This is a genomic window from Candidatus Dadabacteria bacterium, assembly GCA_009837205.1.
Lineage (GTDB): Bacteria > Desulfobacterota_D > UBA1144 > Nemesobacterales > Nemesobacteraceae > Nemesobacter.
The window spans coordinates 2,203-18,721 of the sequence record VXTZ01000034.1 but is presented as its reverse complement, the minus strand read 5'-3'; the positions used below and the strand labels follow the sequence as shown (position 1 = coordinate 18,721).

Here is a 16,519-nt window from a genome sequence, read left to right as displayed (position 1 = left end):
ATCTTGTTAAGAGCGTTTTTTTCTATCTGTCTTACACGTTCTCTTGAGATGCCGAATTTGCGGGAAAGCTTTTCAAGAGTTTCGGGAGAATCAGTGAGAACCCGTCTTTCGATAATGTATCTTTCCCTGTCCTTTAGGTTCGCCAAGGCTTCTTTTATCTTCTTGGCCACAAGCGGGCGGGTCTGGGAGTCTTCGAGGAACTGCTCCTGATCAAACGTGTCCCCCAACATGTCAACGTAGGTACGTTCCGTGCTGCCTTCTATGTTTGCGTCAAGAGACAGGTCTTTTCCGGACATTATCCGGTCCATCTCGATTACCTGGCTGTCCGGCACGTCAAGTTCCTTGGCTATCTCGGAGTAAATATCCTCCCCCATCTCGGCTCCTGTGGCTTCGATTTTGTTTTTCGTTGACCTAAGTTTGTAAAAGAGCTTTCTTTGTGACTGGTTCGTCCCGACTTTTACCAGGCTCCAGGTTTTCATTATGTGGTTCTGTATGTAAGCCCTTATCCACCAGACCGCATATGAAATGAGCCTGTATCCCTTTGTAGGGTCAAAGCCTCTTACGGCCTTCATGAGTCCTATGTTGCCTTCCTGGATAAGATCCAAGGTGTTTACGTTGTAGTTTTTGTATTCGTTTGCAATACGCACGACGAACTTCAGATTTGATACAATCAGTTTTCTGGCAGCCTCAAGATCACCCGTTTCCCTGTGCCTCATCGCGAGTTCATACTCTTCTTCCCTGCTCAAAACAGGGTAGTCCCTGATCTGCGCCAGATAGCTTTGCAGGGAGTTTGAAAGTGCGGGAAGAGATGAACTCACTTCTTCCGGCTTCTTTTCTTTTTCCTTTTTTCTGGCCATTTTTGCTCGGTATTAGGTTTGTTGACTGTTTTTCTTATCTATATAAAATTAACTATTCTTTGGCTTTTTTCTATTTTCTACAGTTCCGGCGTAGCTCAGTTGGCAGAGCAGATGACTGTTAATCATCGGGTCGCAGGTTCGAGCCCTGCCGCCGGAGCCAAATTCCTGCCTACCGAACCTAAGTGACCTGAGAGAGCTGCTTTAGCGTTTTTTTATAAGTTCCATGGAGAAATTACTATTAATCGTTATGTGAGAAGCGAGAGACAATTCAGGCTAACTCAAATTGCTTTTTTGAATTAGCCTGAAGAAGTTCTTAAGCCGTTCTCCGCTCAGCAAAGTGCCTGATCTAGGTGATTTTCTCGAATGCGGGCGATTTTTACGTACTTACTGCTCCGGGCTATCTAGATCAGATAGTAAATCAACATGAAGAGGTACCGCATGTTCGGGCTTGACTGGTGAGTCTCGAGCCTTGCCGAGAGATCCCCTATGCCGCCGAAGAATGAGTCATTATAGATTTCCGCCACTCTTTTAAACTCATCGAACTTGATAAGCGGCGGTTCGCGAACGGCAAGCGGCCGCACGTTTTTCTCTGCGGAAGTTATTCTGATTCCGTCACCTTCTGTAGTGGCCAAGAACCATCGCTGGGAGTCTTCGAGCATAAGCTCTATGCCGCCTTCGGTTTTCTGTCTAAGAATTTCCCACTCTTCTTCCTTGGATTCGCTGAAAGGTATTTTTCTGTCTGCAAGCATTTTTTCTCTCCGACAAGATTATTTTTAAGGTTCTATTCTACCCCATGTCGAAAAAATATATAATCCGGCTAACCGAGAAGCGGCCTCAGATGCTCTCCGGTATAAGAGTTTTCTACCGAAGCAACCTGTTCCGGAGTACCGGAGGCCACTATGCGTCCCCCGTTATCTCCTCCCTCAGGTCCTAGGTCAACCACATAATCCGCGCATTTTATCATCTCAAGGTTGTGCTCTATGACTATTACGCTGTTACCGGCGTCGACAAGCCTGTTAAGAACGTCGAGGAGTTTTCCTATGTCGTCGATGTGAAGTCCGACAGTGGGTTCGTCAAGGATGTAGAGGATGTTGTTTTTTTCTTTTTTTGAGAGTTCCCGGGCTATCTTTATCCTCTGGGCCTCTCCTCCCGACAGTGTTGTTGCGGGCTGTCCGAGCCTCAGATAGCCGCATCCGACATCCTTTAGAATCTTGAGCTTTCTGGTAACGGCCGGGTTTCCCGAGAAAAACCCCATGGCCTGATCGACAGTGAGGTTAAGGATGTCGTCTATGTTTTTCCCCTTGTACCTGTAGGCCAGAACCTCTTTTCCAAACCTTTTTCCTCCGCATTCCTCGCACGTCACCATGACGTCGGCGAGAAAGTGCATCTCGACCCTGTGACTTCCCTCACCCATACATTTCTCGCAGCGGCCTCCCCTCACGTTGAAGGAAAAATGCGATGGGGTAAGCTTGCGGAGTTTCGCCTGGTAGTGCCCGGCGAGGATTTTGCGTATGTCGTCGTAAACCTTTATGTAAGTGACGGGATTTGATCTCGAGGTTCTTCCTATGCTTGCCTGATCAAGAATTATCACGTCGTCTATATGCTCTGTGCCTTCTATACGTTCGTGTTTTCCGACCCTTTCGGCTTTCCTCCTGAATTTTCTTAGGAGAGCGTTATGCAGGATGTCGTTTACAAGCGAGCTTTTCCCCGAACCCGAGACCCCGGTTACGCACGAGAGGGTTCCAAGGGGAAAACGGATGTTTATGTTCTTGAGGTTATTTTCGCTCGCGCCGATTACGTTTATTGAATTGCCGGTGGTTTTTCTGCGGGAACCGGGAACTTCTATTTTCTTTTCGTTTGCGAGGTATTTTTTCGTGGTCGAGTTCTTCGCCGAACGCAGGAAACTCTTCAGGGTCCCCTGATACACGACCTCTCCCCCGCCGTCTCCCGCCCGGGGACCGAGTTCCACTATGTAGTCTGCGGACTTTACGGTGTCAAGATCGTGTTCTATGAGTATGATGGTGTTGTTTCTTCCCCGGAGTTCTCTTATCAGCGAATTGAGCCGGTTCATGTCTCTTGCGTGCAGACCGATCGAGGGCTCGTCCAGAATATACAGGGTCTCGGTAAGCCGCGAACTCATCTGGCAGGCAAGGTTTATCCTCTGCGCTTCTCCGCCCGAGAGGGTACGGGTGAGCCTTGAGAGGGTCAGGTAATCAAGCCCCACGTGGATAAGAAAATCCAGCCGTGAATTTATTTCCTTTATTATGTCGGAGGCGATCTCCAGTTCATAAGCGGACAGGGTCAAGCGGTCAAACCAGGACCTCAGATCCTTTACGGACATCTCGGAGAGATGGAATATGCTTTCCCCTTCTATTCGCACGTTGAGGGCTTTTTCCTTGAGCCTGCTTCCCCCGCAGTCCTCGCAGGTAAACGCGGAGCGGTATCTCGAGAGAAAAACCCTTATGTGGGTTTTGTAATTTTTCCGCTCAAGCCTTTTGAAATACCCTTTCACGCCGTAGTAGTACTCGTCTCCGTTTAACACAAGATCTTTTTCCCTTGCCGAAAGTTCCGAGAAGGGCTTTTCCGTATCTATTCCCGCGTCCTCGGCGAAGGCGAGCAGCTTTCTCATCTGTTTTCTGTAGGAAGTTTTCGTGAAGGGATCTATTGCCCCTTCGGCGAGACTGAGAGCGGGGTCCGGAACAAGGAGTTCGGGATCGATTTCAAGGTTTCTTCCGAATCCGCTGCATCGTTCGCAAGCCCCGTAGGGACTGTTGAAGGAAAACGTGTTCGGGGTAGGTTTTTCAAACCCAATATCGCAGAGGTCACAGCGAAGTTCTCTTGAGAAACGCAGGCTCTGTCCTGAAACGATGTGTACAAGCGCCCGGCTGCTCTCGGAAAAAGCGGCCTCGAGCGCTTCTGTAATCCTCGATTTCGACCGTTCTCCTATAACGGTTCTCGCGGTGACTACCTGGGTCTTTGCGTCCGGATCCTCCAAGCTTTTTTCCATATCCCGGGTCTTTCCGTTCCGGTAGGTGCGTGAGTAGCCTTTTTTCATATATTGTGAAAGATCCGCTCCCTCTTCGGTCTCAAAGCAGATGACGGCTCTTTCCCCTGGGAATTTTTCGAGTAGCAGCCGAGTTAGGGACTGTGGAGAGTGTTCCATCACTTCCTCTCCGCATTCTGGGCAGCGGGTTTTTCCGATTTTCGCGAACAGAAGTCTCGTGTAGTCATATATTTCGGTTGTGGTGCCTACTGTGGAACGGGAATTTATGACGTTGTTTCGGCTTTCGATGGCTATCGGGGTTGGAAGACCTTCTATGTCGTCCATCGCGGGGCGCTCGACTTTCTCTATAAACTGTCTTGCGTAGGTTGAAAGGCAGTCGATATACCTCCTGAGCCCTTCCTTGTAAACGGTGTCAAGCACGAGGGATGACTTGCCCGAACCGCTAAGACCGGTCACCACCGTGAACCTGTTTTGAGGGATCAGGACATCTATGTTTTTCAGGTTGTTTTCCCTAGCGCCTTTTATCTCTATGTATCCGTTTCGTTTAGCGGTCTTCGACATGCGGTTTCCCCGCCCCGGCTTATCCGCCCCCAAGGGATTTCCCCATCCCCCGAGCGGCATTTGTAACGAAATTGAGGTTTGCCGGGGCATTCGGTATTCTTTTCCTTGGGAAAGATGAATATCCCGTGGTTTCTCACTTTAACTTTACACAATTATCATGCAGTTTTTTCCGAGATGCGGCATTATTGCGTGGGCGTTGCGCAGGACAGCGCTTGGTGCTGGAGAGCCGTTTTCACAATACTTTTTCGTTTCGAGGCGAGTAGATGAGTCATCTAAAGACGGTTGATGAGCGGATAGCGGAAGTTATCCGCATGGAAACACAGCGCCAGGAATGGAAACTCGAGATGATAGCGTCTGAGAACTACGTTAGCGACGCCGTCATGGAGGCCATGGGGTCTGTGCTTACTAACAAATATGCCGAAGGTCTCCCAGGAAGGCGTTATTACGGAGGTTGTGAATTCGTTGACGTGGCCGAGGACCTAGCGCGAGAGAGGGCCCTTGAGCTTTTCGGTGCTGACGCCGTTAATGTGCAACCGCACTCGGGAGCCCAGGCGAACATGGCCGTGTTCTTCGCCGCGCTTAAGCCTGGAGAGACTGTCTTGGGCATGAGGCTTGACCACGGAGGACATCTTACCCACGGACACCCCGTTAATTTTTCGGGACGGCTCTACAACGTTGTTGCCTACGGGGTTTCAAAAGAAACGGGAACAATCGATTACGATGAGGTGAGGGAGCTTGCCCTGGAACACTCCCCGGGACTCATAATCGCCGGCTGGAGCGCTTACCCGAGGGACGTGGACTACGCGAAATTCAGAAGCATAGCGGATGAGTGCGGGGCGCTTTTGCTGGCGGACATAGCGCATCCGGCGGGACTTGTGGTCGCCGGACTTCACTCGGATCCCGTGCCCCACTGCGATTTCGTGACGACTACCACCCATAAAACCCTTCGGGGACCGCGAGGCGGCATGGTAATGATGAAGGAAGAGCACGCAAAGACCGTGAACAGCAGGGTTTTTCCCGGAACCCAGGGCGGTCCGCTTATGCATGTCATAGCGGCCAAGGCCGTTGCGTTCAAGGAGGCTCTTACGCCCGAGTTCTTAGAGTACCAGCGCCAGATAGTGAAAAACGCACAACGTCTCGGGGAAAATCTCCTAAACGCGGGTCTTAAGCTCGTCTCGGGCGGAACCGATAACCATCTGGTGCTTGTCGATCTCACGGAGACGGAGTTTACCGGGCAGGTTGTTGAACAGACGCTTGAGAAGGCGGGCATAACGGTTAATAAAAACACTATTCCCTTCGATCCCCGTCCTCCCATGGTCACAAGCGGCGTAAGGATCGGAACTCCCGCGATTACCACAAGAGGGATGAAGGAACCGGAAATCGACGCGATATCGGGCTTCATAATGGAAGCTTTTAACAATCATGAGGATGAAAAGGTTCTCGGCAGAATAAAGGAAGACGTGAAGGAACTGTGCCTGCGTTTTCCCGTTTACGGTCACAGACTCGGCGGATAAAAGAATGAAGTGCCCTTTCTGCAAATCTGATGACACCAGAGTAGTTGATTCAAGAGAAGGAAAAGACGGTTTCTCCGTCAGAAGACGCAGGGAGTGCAATGACTGCCAGGAGAGATTTACCACCTACGAGAGAATACACCACGCCGAGGTGATGGTGGTGAAAAAGGACGGTCGCAGGGAAGAGTTTGACCGCAACAAGATAATAGCCGGAATGCGCAAGGCGTGCGAGAAAAGGCCGGTAAGCACTGAGGTTATAGAGGATTTTGTTTCCGGTCTCGAAAAGGAGCTTCTCGAGAGGGGAGAGCGGGAGATATCAAGCGAAGAGATAGGGAAAAAGCTGATAGACAAGCTTTATGATATCGATCAGGTCGCGTACGTAAGGTTCGCTTCGGTCTACAGGTCGTTTAAGGACGTAAACGAGTTTCTCGACGAGGTAACGGGTCTCCTTAAGGAGAAGAAATAGACCGCATGCTGGTTGATTCCCACGCCCATCTGCTCAGCATTGAAGACCCTGTGGGCGCCGTGTCAAAAGCCGCGGCCGAGGGAGTTGGGAAGATCATATCCATCGGGACGGGGATTGAGTCCTCGCTTGCCACCATAGAGCTTTCGAGGAAATACAGGGGAGTTTACGTGTCGGTTGGAATCCACCCGCACTCCGCTTCCAGTTTCAATGAAGAGGTGATGCGGGAGTTTGAGGGGATGGCCGAAGACCCCAAGGTAGTGGCGATTGGAGAAACCGGGCTTGATTATCACTACATGAATTCCCCCAGGGAAGATCAGATAAGGTCGTTTGAGGCGCATATGGAGCTCGCAAAGAGACGCAATCTACCATTCGTGGTTCACGTAAGAGACGCTGAGGAGGAGCTGCTTTCAATGCTCCGGGAGGCTGATCTCGGTCCAAGGCCGGGAGTTATTCATTGTTTTTCAGGGGATTACGAAACGGCGAAAAAGTATCTTGATCTCGGTTTTTTTATTTCCTTCTCCGGCATAGTGACTTTCAAGAGGGCCGAGGAGGTAAGGGACGCGGCGGCCAGAATTCCCATCGAGAGGCTTCTTTACGAGACGGATTCTCCTTACCTAGCGCCGGTGCCCCAGAGGGGGAAACCGAATGAGCCGTGCAATGTAGTTCATGTGGCCAGGCTTATTTCGGAGCTCAGGGGGCTGTCTCTTGAGGAGTTCACTCAAATTGTTTTTGAGAACGTGACGGAGCTTTTCCCAAAAGTATCGAAAGACAAAGACGGTCTTATTTAAGGCACTTCTAAAATACCCTTGTATTCAAGGGGCGATCCGTGTAAACATATACTCTCACCCCCCCCGTCAATTACAGGGTGGCTGTGGGTGTGGATACAAGACAATGCCGGAGGAAGGAAAGTGGAACAGCTGAATTTCGGAGAAGGGGACAGGTAGGTGAGACTGGATGACAAGTTTTCTTCTGAAACTTAAGGCGGGAGCAGAAGGAAAAATTCAACGTCACGCTTCGGTCCCGGATACTTTCTCCTCATCCTCACCCCCCCCCCATGCTAAGTCCCGGATCTGGTTTATGGCGCGAATCCGTTCGGTGCGAAGGGAACGTGACGCGGATCGGACTTGCCCTTCTCGCGGTGCTTCTCCTCCTGCCCGCGCCCCGGGCCGTGGCGCAGAGTCCGGGCGTGACCGTGTCCCCAAGGGAATTAACCATAAAAGAAAGCTCGACAGCCTCCTACGCCGTCGTGCTGGACACGCAGCCGACCGACACCGTGACGATCTCGGTGACAGCGAGTGACGACCCTTTCAAGTGCCATGAACACAGTGGTGCCTCATGTACCCGGAAATCCGGCGTGGCTACGGTCGACAAGTCGAGCCTGACGTTCACGACGATGAACTGGAACTCGGCGCAGACGGTGACCGTGACGGCGACCGATGAGGACATGGCCGGCTCCTTCAAGCATGCGAAGGTCACGCACCAAGCAAGCGGAGGTGGCTACGCCACCGTTGCGGTCCCGGAAGTCCTTGTCACGGTAACGGACAACGACGAGAGGGGCATCGTCTACTGGGTTGGAAGCCCGGACAATCTGCGAGGGGACTCCGCCTTTGGCACCTATGAAGGTTCGACCCACAGCTACTACGTGTCACTGAATTCTGAGCCCGCGGCGGCCACTACGGTAACGCTTGCCAGTCAGGACATCAGCCGGGTGACCGTGAGCCCGATGTTGCTGATGTTCACGACGACGAACTGGAACGTCGCACAACCGGTGTCGTTCAGCGTAGCCGACAACGATGTGCTCGGTGAAGACCGGGTGCAGGTGCAAGTCAGTAGCACATTCAGCGGAACGGGCTCGGACTACAATGGCTGGCCCGGCATTAGCTTTACGGTCAACGTGTTCAACAACGACATCTCTCCCAAGACGGTAAACGAAGGAAACTCTTTCGTTCACACATTCGGATGGGACAAATACCCCGGCGCGTACACCATTCGTTCGGAAAGCGTGGGCAGTGCAGTGGCGATCGACCCGGCCAGCGTCCAGGTCACTCAGGCCAACTACCAAGAGATTCCATTCACCGTGACCGGCGTTAAGGCCGATGCCGTTCAGGAGAAGGTCAACTTCTGGATCGGCAACTACCTAGTTCAATCCTTCCTGGTCACGATTCGTGACGGGACGCCGCCCCCCAATCGGCCACCCAGGTTGACGTTATCGTCCTACCGTTTCCTGTTGCCCGAGAACCTAGACGGCCGGGAACGTCCGTTTGATCTCGGCACGGTGTCGGCAACAGACCCCGACGGTGACTCTCTGACATACGGGATAGTGTCTGGTGACTTGGAACTTTTTGCGGTGGGGCTTAGGGACGGAGTGGTCAGGTACATCGGACCGGGCGAGGACTACGAGACGGAACCTAAGCAGTTTAAACTTACTGTGCGCGTACTTGACGGATCCGGGGCAGAAGCACGAGCGGATGTAACAGTGATAATTACTAACGTAAACGAACCTCCCGAGGCGGTAGGGAAGATTCCCGACCAGACTCTGGACGAGGGAGGTGGTTCTGTGCAGGTAGACGTGTCTTCATACTTCATAGATGTGGACGGGGACAAGCCTACCTTATATAGTGCAAGGTCAAGTGACACCAGGGTTGTACAGGCTTCTGTGGCGGGGTCGGTTCTCGTGTTGACTCCGGTTATATACGGTTCGGTGGCTGTCACGGTCACTGCGTGGTATCCCGATGGTCTCAGCGCGACGCACAGTGTAAAGGTTGGCGTAAGCGATCGTCCACAGCGTGCGGTGCTGGAGAACTTGCTGGCAGCCACTGCCCGGGGCCATCTGGCTAGTGTACGCACAGCGCTGGGCCGCAGGATGGAGGCCGATCCGTGCGAGGCATCCCGGCTTGCGATTAATGGTCTCTCCGTGCCGCTTGGGCGTACGGAGGCTAAAACCCTGCTTAGACAGATAGAGACCGACGCACGTTCTGCGGTATCCCCACTGGGCTTTAGTGAAGGAGTTGGCGAACCATCAACTGTGTTTGAGACTGGTATGGTCCCGGATACAGCGTATCAAGTCGATTCTGCGCTACGCTCTGTACCTGTCCGGGCAGGTGTATCCGGTGCAGGTATTGCGGACTTCCTGGTGGCTTGGAGTGGTGATGACGGCGAGCGGTGTTCAGTACAAAGACGCTGGTCTCTCTGGGGACAGGGGGATATTCAAACCTTTGAGGGTAGACCCTCCGTGTATGGGTATAACTCAGGCTATGACGGAGACCTCTCTACTGGGTATCTGGGCCTCGATATAAGGCTTGGAGCGAGCTGGCTTGCCGGTATGGCACTCTCACGTAGTAAGGGTGTGGGCGACTGGCAAGTGGGTACCTCGGAGGGAAGGCTGACGCAGTACATGACTGCAGTCTATCCGTACCTGCGGTGGGACGGAGGGGCCACTTCGGTCTGGGCCTCGGTCGGTGCGGGCAGGGGAGATGCCAGAAACCTGCGTACGTATGGAATAAGGGGTAAGAGTCAGACGAGTCTCTGGCTCGGCATTGTTGAACTCAAACGGCGTTTTGGAACGCCTGGAGGGCTTGACTTCGCCATTGTGGGCGATGCCGCCTGGGCCAGTCTTAGCACGGGAGATGGGGAGGAGACCATAGACGGCCATGACATTGCAGTTAACCAGATGCGTATTGGTGCAGACCTGTCAATGTACACGACTCTCGGCGGCTTGGAACTGACGCCATTTGGAACGGTGTACGCACGCCGTGACGGCGGTGCGGGTCAGACTGGAGAGGGTATTGAGTTAGCAGGTGGGTTAAGGTTTATAATAGGCATCGTGCGTCTCGACGCCTAGGGGCGAATGCTGGTTCACCACTCGGCAGAAGGTTACGAAGAGCGTGGTGCGGCAGTGGCCCTTGCAGTAGGGAAGGAGGAAGGTGAGGAAGGATTCTCGCTTCTGGTCTCGCCGCGTTGGGGCGACCCGGCCAACGCCACAGGCTCAGCCCTGTGGGATCCTCTTGACGGGGGTCTACGAAGCAGTGAGAGGAATCCGGACCGCTGGACCCTTGATGCCCGTGCCAACTACGGTCTTCATCTGCCTTGCGACCTAAGGCTTGACCTATACAGTAGCTACGTAGGCTCATACGGTAGACCCGGCTTCGGTTTGAGTGTAGTGAGGCCTGTGCAAAAGCCGCAACGAATCCCAGAGAGGTAGTACGGCCCCAAGAGCAGGGTAAAGGGGTGGGACAATCTTCCTCGGCACCACCGGCAGAAAGACTATGCTGGGCATAATTATAGGAGATGTGGAAGCGAGACCTGATAACGGGAGCCATGGCCCGGCACAAGAGACAGTGTGGTGAGACAGGAAGTCCGTGAGTGGCCAAAATGCTTGTGCGCAAGCCAAAGATGCTGTTGGCATTGACACTTGTAAAAGGGACGATGCGGAAGGTTTGAGCGCTGTTTGTGAGAAAGCAACTCTACTGGCTTTACAATTAGCCTCCACCGACGAAAGAAGAAAATCAAAAGCAAGTAAGCTGCCGGTCGACAAGACGGAGTCACTTTCACTACAAAGAACATGCTCGAGAAGCTCAGAGCGAACGCGGTCTTGGAGGAAGCATTGCAGGAAGCATTTGATAAAAGAATTTCTTAACAGGCACAATAATGCCCTTATAAAGTGCGGAGGGGCGTTATGCACGCTGTTATAAAAACCGGCGGAAAGCAGTATATAGTCAAGCCGGGTGACGTTATAGATAGTGTCTGTCAGAAAAGGTCTAACTTGTTGAAATAAAATATTGTCGATTTTCCTTGGTGAAGATTCTCCATATGTGGTAGAATTATACTCAAATTATCAACATATTGAGCCATTTCAAAAAATCTTCGGAGAATTCACCATGAGAAAGATAATGAACCTTCAGCCTGAGTTCTGGGGAGTGCCGATTGAGAAGATACGCTTTGATATCAAGTCACGCGACGATATTCCTGCAATACTGATAGGTCTGCACCACATTTACGTCAATATCGAGACAAGGGAGAAGTTGTTTTCACTGCTTGAAGAGAAGTTTCTTCCCGAAGTCAGCCTTCACACAGGCCGTCCGGGAATGGACGCGTAGAGAGTGGTGGTGCTCGGGGCAATGAAGCAGGGACTTGGCTGTGACTATGATCGACTTCATCACCTTGCTAACAATGATATGCTGCTTCGCCAGATGCTGGGTCACGGTGGTTACGGGGATGAGTACAAGTACGAACTTCAGACAATAATAGACAACGTGTCGCTGCTGAGTGGGGAGCTGTTAAAGGAGATAAACTCCATAGTGGACACGCCGTCTCAAAAAAAAGTTTGGAGAAGGATTGCAAGGTCGGTGTGATTCGTTTCCCGTCAAGACCGACGTGGAATATCCGACTGATGTGGGCTTGAGCTGGGACGCGGTGAGGTGTCTTGTCAGGGAGTGCGGGGAGGCGGCAAAGGCTAACTGAGTTGATGGCTGGCGTCAGCACAGGCATCTGACCGGCAAGATAGAGAAGCTTTACAATCTGGTAAGAACGAAGAAGAGAAGAGATAGGAATCCGGGCAGTCTGCAAAAGTATCTCGGTGTATGCGAGGAGATGGTAAGGCGTGCGGACAATCTTTTATGCGAGCTTGTGGCTGCAGGGGCGCCCGCGTGGCGGTTTGAGAGGATAAGCCGTTATAAAGCGCACGCAATACGTCAGGTTGACCAGATACGCAGGCGTATTGTGTATGGGGAAGTTATACCGCAGGAGGAGAAGGTGTTCTCGGTGTTTGAGCCCCATACGTGCTGGATAGCGAAGGGGAAGGCGGGAGTGGTGGTGGAATTTGAAGTTCCTGTGTGCATAGTGGAGGACCAGTACCAGTTCATTCTTAATCACAGGGTGATGTGGGAAGAGAGCGATGTGGATGTGTGCGTACCGATTATAGAGGAAACCACACAGATGTATACGGAGTTTAAGGCATGCAGTTTTGATCAGGGGTTCTACAGTCCGAAGAACAGCAAGAGGCTTGACGAGGTGCTGGAGGGGAATTATATGCCGAAGAAGGGGAAGCTTGGGAAAGAGGACAGGAAGAGGCAGGAGGCTGAGGATTTCATAGAAGCCAGGAAGCAGCATCCCGCTGTGGAGTCTGCGATAAACGGGTTGAATCACGAGGGGTGTGACAAGGTAAGGGTTCACGGGAAGGAGGGGTTTGCGAGGAGCGTGGCTTTATCTGTGCTTGCGGCTAATATCCATCGCCTTGGGGTGCTTGTGAGAAACAGGGAGAGGGAGAAGGAGCGAAAGAGGCTCAAGCCGGGTTTCCTTGTAGCTGCTTAAGCAGCTTGGTAACAGAAAGGATGAGGTGTTTGGCAGGAGGTAAGTGGAGAGGTTTGTTAGAATATCGGAGAAAGTGGATGATTTAGTTGTGTTGTAAGGCATTCGGGTTTTGGAAGGAGTCAGAACCCTGATGCCGTCTGGAATTCTGTCGGAAAATCGACGGGAGAAGGGGTTTTCTGACAGACACTAGCTAGCTGAAGAAAAATCAAGAGGTGTTTTCGTGAGCGGAAAATCAAAAATAGCTGTAACGATGGGAGATCCCAACGGGATAGGCCCGGAGGTCTGCATAAGGGCTTTTTACGACGGTTTTTTCGAGGATATATACGATATCTTGTTTGTCGGAAGCGAACCGGTGCTCCAGAGGGCTAACGGCGAGTTCGGAAAAGGCGGTCCCCTGTCGATTATAGACCCCACGGATTTTACGCTCGGGGATATTGAAGAAGGGGTGAGATCCGAAAAAGCGGGCAGGGCGTCTATTGCGTGTATAGAAAAGGCAGTGGCCATGGCTCTCTCAGGCGAGGTTAAGGCTATTGTCACGGCTCCGATAAGCAAAAGATCCATCCATATGGCCGGCTCCACCTATCCAGGGCACACGGAAATGCTCATGGATCTTACCGGTTCAGAAAACGTAGTAATGCTTTTTGAGGGAACGAGGTTCCGTGTAGCGCCCGTGACGATACATGTTCCCCTTCGCGAAGTCCCGGACATGATTACGGAAGAAAGCGTTTACGTGACCGTTTCCATATCCGCTCAGGAACTCAGAAAAAGATTCGGTGTCAAAGATCCGAAGATAGTCGTCTGCGGGCTAAACCCGCACGCAGGAGAGTCGGGATCTTTCGGCAATGAGGAGCAAGAGCATATAATTCCGGCTCTTGAGAGGGCGAGAGCCGAAGGGATATCCGTCGAGGGCCCCCTTCCCGCGGACACCCTTTTCTACGACGCTCTTCGCGGCAAATGGGACCTTGTGATCGCCATGTACCACGACCAGGGCTTCGTGCCCTTCAAGATGCTTTCTTTCGATACCGGGGTTAACGTAACTCTGGGACTGCCTATACTGCGAACCTCTCCTGACCATGGAACCGCTTTTGACATAGCGTGGAAGGGCGCTGCGCGCCCCGAGAGCATGATTCAGGCAGTAAAAGTAGCCATGGAGATATGCGACGTAAGGTAGTAAAGTGCTTAAGCGGCCATATTAACAAACGGGCATTTCTAAAAATTGATTCGCGGCTCAAGATTGCGGACAACTTCCCATTTTTCCCTTTCAACCAAGGGGGTTTTCTTCATGCGAAGCTGCTTTTTGTCCCATTTTCCGCTCCTCAGAAGCAATTTTCTCCCTTATCTCCGGCTTATCCCCCGCTCACCGCTTCTTCAAGATAAACCAGCCGCCGCATGCTGTACGCCAGGTTCTTAAGTCCTATGCACGCCCCGGCTCTCACAACACCTATGCTTCTTAAAAGTCTCCCGCCCATGTCGTTGCTCCGCGCCCCGAAGACATGCTCGACCCTCACCCCCGCCACCGAGCAGATACTGTTTGCATGCTTCGCCCATCTCCCAAGCGTCTTGTTCTCAGAACCCTTGCGGTTAATATGGCTCCCGTATCCTTTCTCCTTAAGCTTCTTCTCCGTTTCCCTTGAACTGTAAGCGCTGTCGGCCCACACCCCTTCGCCGCCGTTATCCTCATCCAGCATCTCTTCAAGCACCCGGCTGTCACGCACGGAAGCGTCGGTCACCCCGCAACCTCTTGTAAGCTTGTTCCTTGCGTCCACGTTCACATGCTTCTTGCAGCCGCAACACCTCTCTCCGGGAACTTCTCCCTTCTTTATTCTCTCGTTCTCATCCCTCGCGTTTCTCCGCTTCGGCGTCGACACTGTCGCAGCGTCTGTTACCCGGCCGACACTATGGAGACTACCTCTCCCCTTATGTTAAATATCGGACCTCCGCTCATCCCCTTGCCGGTCGGCAGTGCGTGAGATATTCTTCTTGGTAATATCCTTGGAGGATCTTCGTATCCGCTTTCCAGCTTGAGCGCGGGCCCTGCAGTAACTGTCCAAGCACCGAGACCTCTTGATTTTTCCCTGTCCTGACCTATTGCCATCAGAACCTCGTTTCTCCCGGGCCTTTGGTCGGCAATCTTCATAGGCACGGCATCAACATTCTCTTCAAGTTCAAGCACTGCCAGATCGTTTGGCACATGCTTATAGACTACTTTTACTTTTGCTTCTATGGTTTCGCCGTCAAAAGTGTTCAGGCAGATAATTTGGAATCTCTCGATATCCTCGATATTGTGTGCGGCGGTAACGACATACTTTGGGGCTATGAGCCAGCCCGTGCCACGAACAAGCGGGGCCTCGACTAGTTCCGTGCAATTGGTGGCCTTCTCTTTGAATTCCATTTCGAATACCGAACGGCTTACCTTTCTTGCGATATCGTAATAATCTTCTGAGAGTTCCGTGGGAAATACAGGATTACCGTAATCGCGGGAGAAGTCGCTTATGAATACTTCCGGATAATAATCTTCTCTTGCATACTCTCCCTGCGCGCTTGCCTGGGAAGTAAGGGTAAGATCGCATTCAAGCTCGGGTGGAGTATCTACTCTCTCACCAGTTACGCCAGTTACGCAGGAAACCAATCCCATAACAGCAAGTACGAAAAACGCCGGGAGAAATCTTCTATCTAACATGGTCCGTAATTATCAAGAGCGTACCCTTGCTCCGCACACATTTTCTAAGGATTACAGTTGACAGAAGCACAGTGTATCCCCCCCCCCATTGTCAAATTGCGGTGTGGCGGGCGCAGATACAAAACAATGCCGGAGGAAGGAAAAGCGCCCTCAGAAGGATACCGAAGCGAGATGGACGAACAAGCGCGGGACAAGTTACTGGATATGAAGTAATCGCGGAGGCGGGATAACAGACGCTTCCACGGTTAAAGTTACTGTTACGCGTGACTGCTTACTTCATACATCTTCATTCAGGATTGTCTCTTTCTTTCGGCGGCTGCCCGGCCGTCATTCAGTCTGGCTGGTGCCCTTCAGTGTAAACGGATTCCCACACCCTCAAGAAGCTTATTGCACCCCTTCAGACTGTTTCATCATGCTTCTCCGCGCCTGCTCCCTGTAGTTTAGCGCCGGCTCCAGAGTGGGGTTCAGGGAAAGGGCATGCTCGAAGCTCCCAAGGGCTTCTTCTACCCTGCCGGCCTTAAAGAGCGCGACGCCTATTTGCAAATGTATGTCCGCGTTCTCTGGTTCAATCCGCTCAAGTGCCCTGTAACGCTCAAGCGCGTCCTCATAATGTTCCTGGTCCAGAAGCAGCCTTGCTAGACTGTTTAAGGCCTCTTTGAAATTCGGCCATGCCCGCAAGGCACTTTCATAATGCTGTTCGGCCTCTTGGTGACGGCCCAGTTCGCTCAGCGCCTCGCCTGTCATGTAATGCAGGGTTGGGACTATCGGAAGACGGGGCCCAAGCTCAAGGGCGCGCTCCATGCTTGAAATCGCCTCCGCGTTGCTTCCCAGCTGGTAGAGAGAATCTCCCATGCCCGCGTAGGCCAGCGCGAAAGCCGGATCCGCGTTGACCGCGTCCCGGTACCACTTGAGCGATTCCTCGTAAAGCTTGCGCTCCCGCAGATCCTCCGCCCGGAAAAAAACAATGCTCGCGTCACCCGAACCTCCTCCCCCCGCGCGCCTTTCACGGTTTCGTGCGGAATCAGGCGAAACCATTTCCCGTGACGCCTGACCAATGAGGTGATGCAGGGTGGAAGCTATCGGAAGACGGGGCCCAAGCTCAAGGGCGCGCTCCATGCTTGAAATCGCCTC

Annotated in this window: 15 protein-coding genes, 1 tRNA gene and 1 pseudogene (1 of these 17 cut by a window edge); 10 read left to right on the top strand and 7 right to left on the bottom strand. The window is 52.3% G+C overall.

Going from position 1 to position 16,519, the window contains the following annotated elements:
- The coding region (locus tag F4Z13_07945; protein ID MXZ49153.1) for a sigma-70 family RNA polymerase sigma factor at positions 1-818 on the bottom strand (818 nt) is incomplete at its 3' end.
- Positions 819-941: 123 nt separating this feature from the next.
- On the opposite strand from F4Z13_07945, the gene F4Z13_07940 reads away from it, so the two are divergent.
- A tRNA-Asn gene (locus F4Z13_07940) sits at positions 942-1,017 on the top strand.
- Between the two features lie 241 nt (positions 1,018-1,258).
- On the opposite strand, the gene F4Z13_07935 is transcribed toward F4Z13_07940, so the two are convergent.
- Positions 1,259-1,606 carry a hypothetical protein gene (locus F4Z13_07935; GenBank protein MXZ49152.1) on the bottom strand — a complete coding sequence of 116 codons (348 nt, stop codon included), beginning with the start codon at positions 1,604-1,606 and terminating at the stop codon, positions 1,259-1,261.
- Between the two features lie 68 nt (positions 1,607-1,674).
- Complete coding sequence (gene uvrA / locus F4Z13_07930) at positions 1,675-4,422, bottom strand: excinuclease ABC subunit A (protein ID MXZ49151.1); 2,748 nt, start codon at positions 4,420-4,422, stop codon at positions 1,675-1,677.
- Positions 4,423-4,685: 263 nt separating this feature from the next.
- On the opposite strand from uvrA, the gene F4Z13_07925 reads away from it, so the two are divergent.
- From F4Z13_07925 to pdxA, 9 genes are all read left to right on the top strand, one after another.
- Positions 4,686-5,936 carry a serine hydroxymethyltransferase gene (locus F4Z13_07925; GenBank protein ID MXZ49150.1) on the top strand — a complete coding sequence of 417 codons (1,251 nt, stop codon included), beginning with the start codon at positions 4,686-4,688 and terminating at the stop codon, positions 5,934-5,936.
- A gap of 4 nt (positions 5,937-5,940) precedes the next feature.
- On the top strand, positions 5,941-6,399 hold the full coding sequence (gene nrdR / locus F4Z13_07920) for a transcriptional repressor NrdR (protein ID MXZ49149.1): 459 nt from the start codon (positions 5,941-5,943) through the stop codon (positions 6,397-6,399).
- 5 nt (positions 6,400-6,404) lie between these two features.
- Positions 6,405-7,187: a TatD family deoxyribonuclease gene (locus F4Z13_07915; protein ID MXZ49148.1), complete on the top strand. Its 783-nt coding sequence runs from the start codon at positions 6,405-6,407 to the stop codon at positions 7,185-7,187.
- A gap of 266 nt (positions 7,188-7,453) precedes the next feature.
- A complete protein-coding gene (locus F4Z13_07910) occupies positions 7,454-10,240 on the top strand; it encodes an autotransporter domain-containing protein (GenBank protein ID MXZ49147.1) in 2,787 nt (928 codons plus the stop codon).
- A gap of 834 nt (positions 10,241-11,074) precedes the next feature.
- Positions 11,075-11,173: a hypothetical protein gene (locus tag F4Z13_07905; GenBank protein MXZ49146.1), complete on the top strand. Its 99-nt coding sequence runs from the start codon at positions 11,075-11,077 to the stop codon at positions 11,171-11,173.
- Positions 11,174-11,276: 103 nt separating this feature from the next.
- Positions 11,277-11,495, top strand: a complete 219-nt coding sequence (locus tag F4Z13_07900) for a hypothetical protein (protein MXZ49145.1) — start codon at positions 11,277-11,279, stop codon at positions 11,493-11,495.
- 21 nt (positions 11,496-11,516) lie between these two features.
- Positions 11,517-11,750 (top strand): hypothetical protein, encoded by a 234-nt coding sequence (locus F4Z13_07895; protein ID MXZ49144.1) that lies wholly within the window; start codon positions 11,517-11,519, stop codon positions 11,748-11,750.
- A gap of 238 nt (positions 11,751-11,988) precedes the next feature.
- Positions 11,989-12,708 (top strand): hypothetical protein, encoded by a 720-nt coding sequence (locus F4Z13_07890; GenBank protein ID MXZ49143.1) that lies wholly within the window; start codon positions 11,989-11,991, stop codon positions 12,706-12,708.
- Positions 12,709-12,928: 220 nt separating this feature from the next.
- Positions 12,929-13,879, top strand: coding sequence for a 4-hydroxythreonine-4-phosphate dehydrogenase PdxA (gene pdxA, locus F4Z13_07885; GenBank protein MXZ49142.1), 951 nt, complete (start codon positions 12,929-12,931; stop codon positions 13,877-13,879).
- 175 nt (positions 13,880-14,054) lie between these two features.
- Here pdxA and F4Z13_07880 read toward each other — a convergent pair whose 3' ends face one another.
- The 4 genes and pseudogenes from F4Z13_07880 to F4Z13_07865 all read right to left on the bottom strand — a co-directional run.
- Entirely contained in the window at positions 14,055-14,576 is a 522-nt protein-coding gene (locus tag F4Z13_07880; GenBank protein MXZ49141.1) for a transposase, read from the bottom strand.
- A 14-nt stretch (positions 14,577-14,590) separates the two neighbouring features.
- Complete coding sequence (locus tag F4Z13_07875) at positions 14,591-15,388, bottom strand: trypsin-like peptidase domain-containing protein (protein MXZ49140.1); 798 nt, start codon at positions 15,386-15,388, stop codon at positions 14,591-14,593.
- 384 nt (positions 15,389-15,772) lie between these two features.
- Positions 15,773-16,504, bottom strand: coding sequence for a tetratricopeptide repeat protein (locus tag F4Z13_07870; GenBank protein ID MXZ49139.1), 732 nt, complete (start codon positions 16,502-16,504; stop codon positions 15,773-15,775).
- Positions 16,465-16,519, bottom strand: a pseudogene (locus tag F4Z13_07865) (tetratricopeptide repeat protein); it runs 2,069 nt beyond the window's last position. Before F4Z13_07865 ends, F4Z13_07870 begins: the two are co-directional and overlap by 40 nt.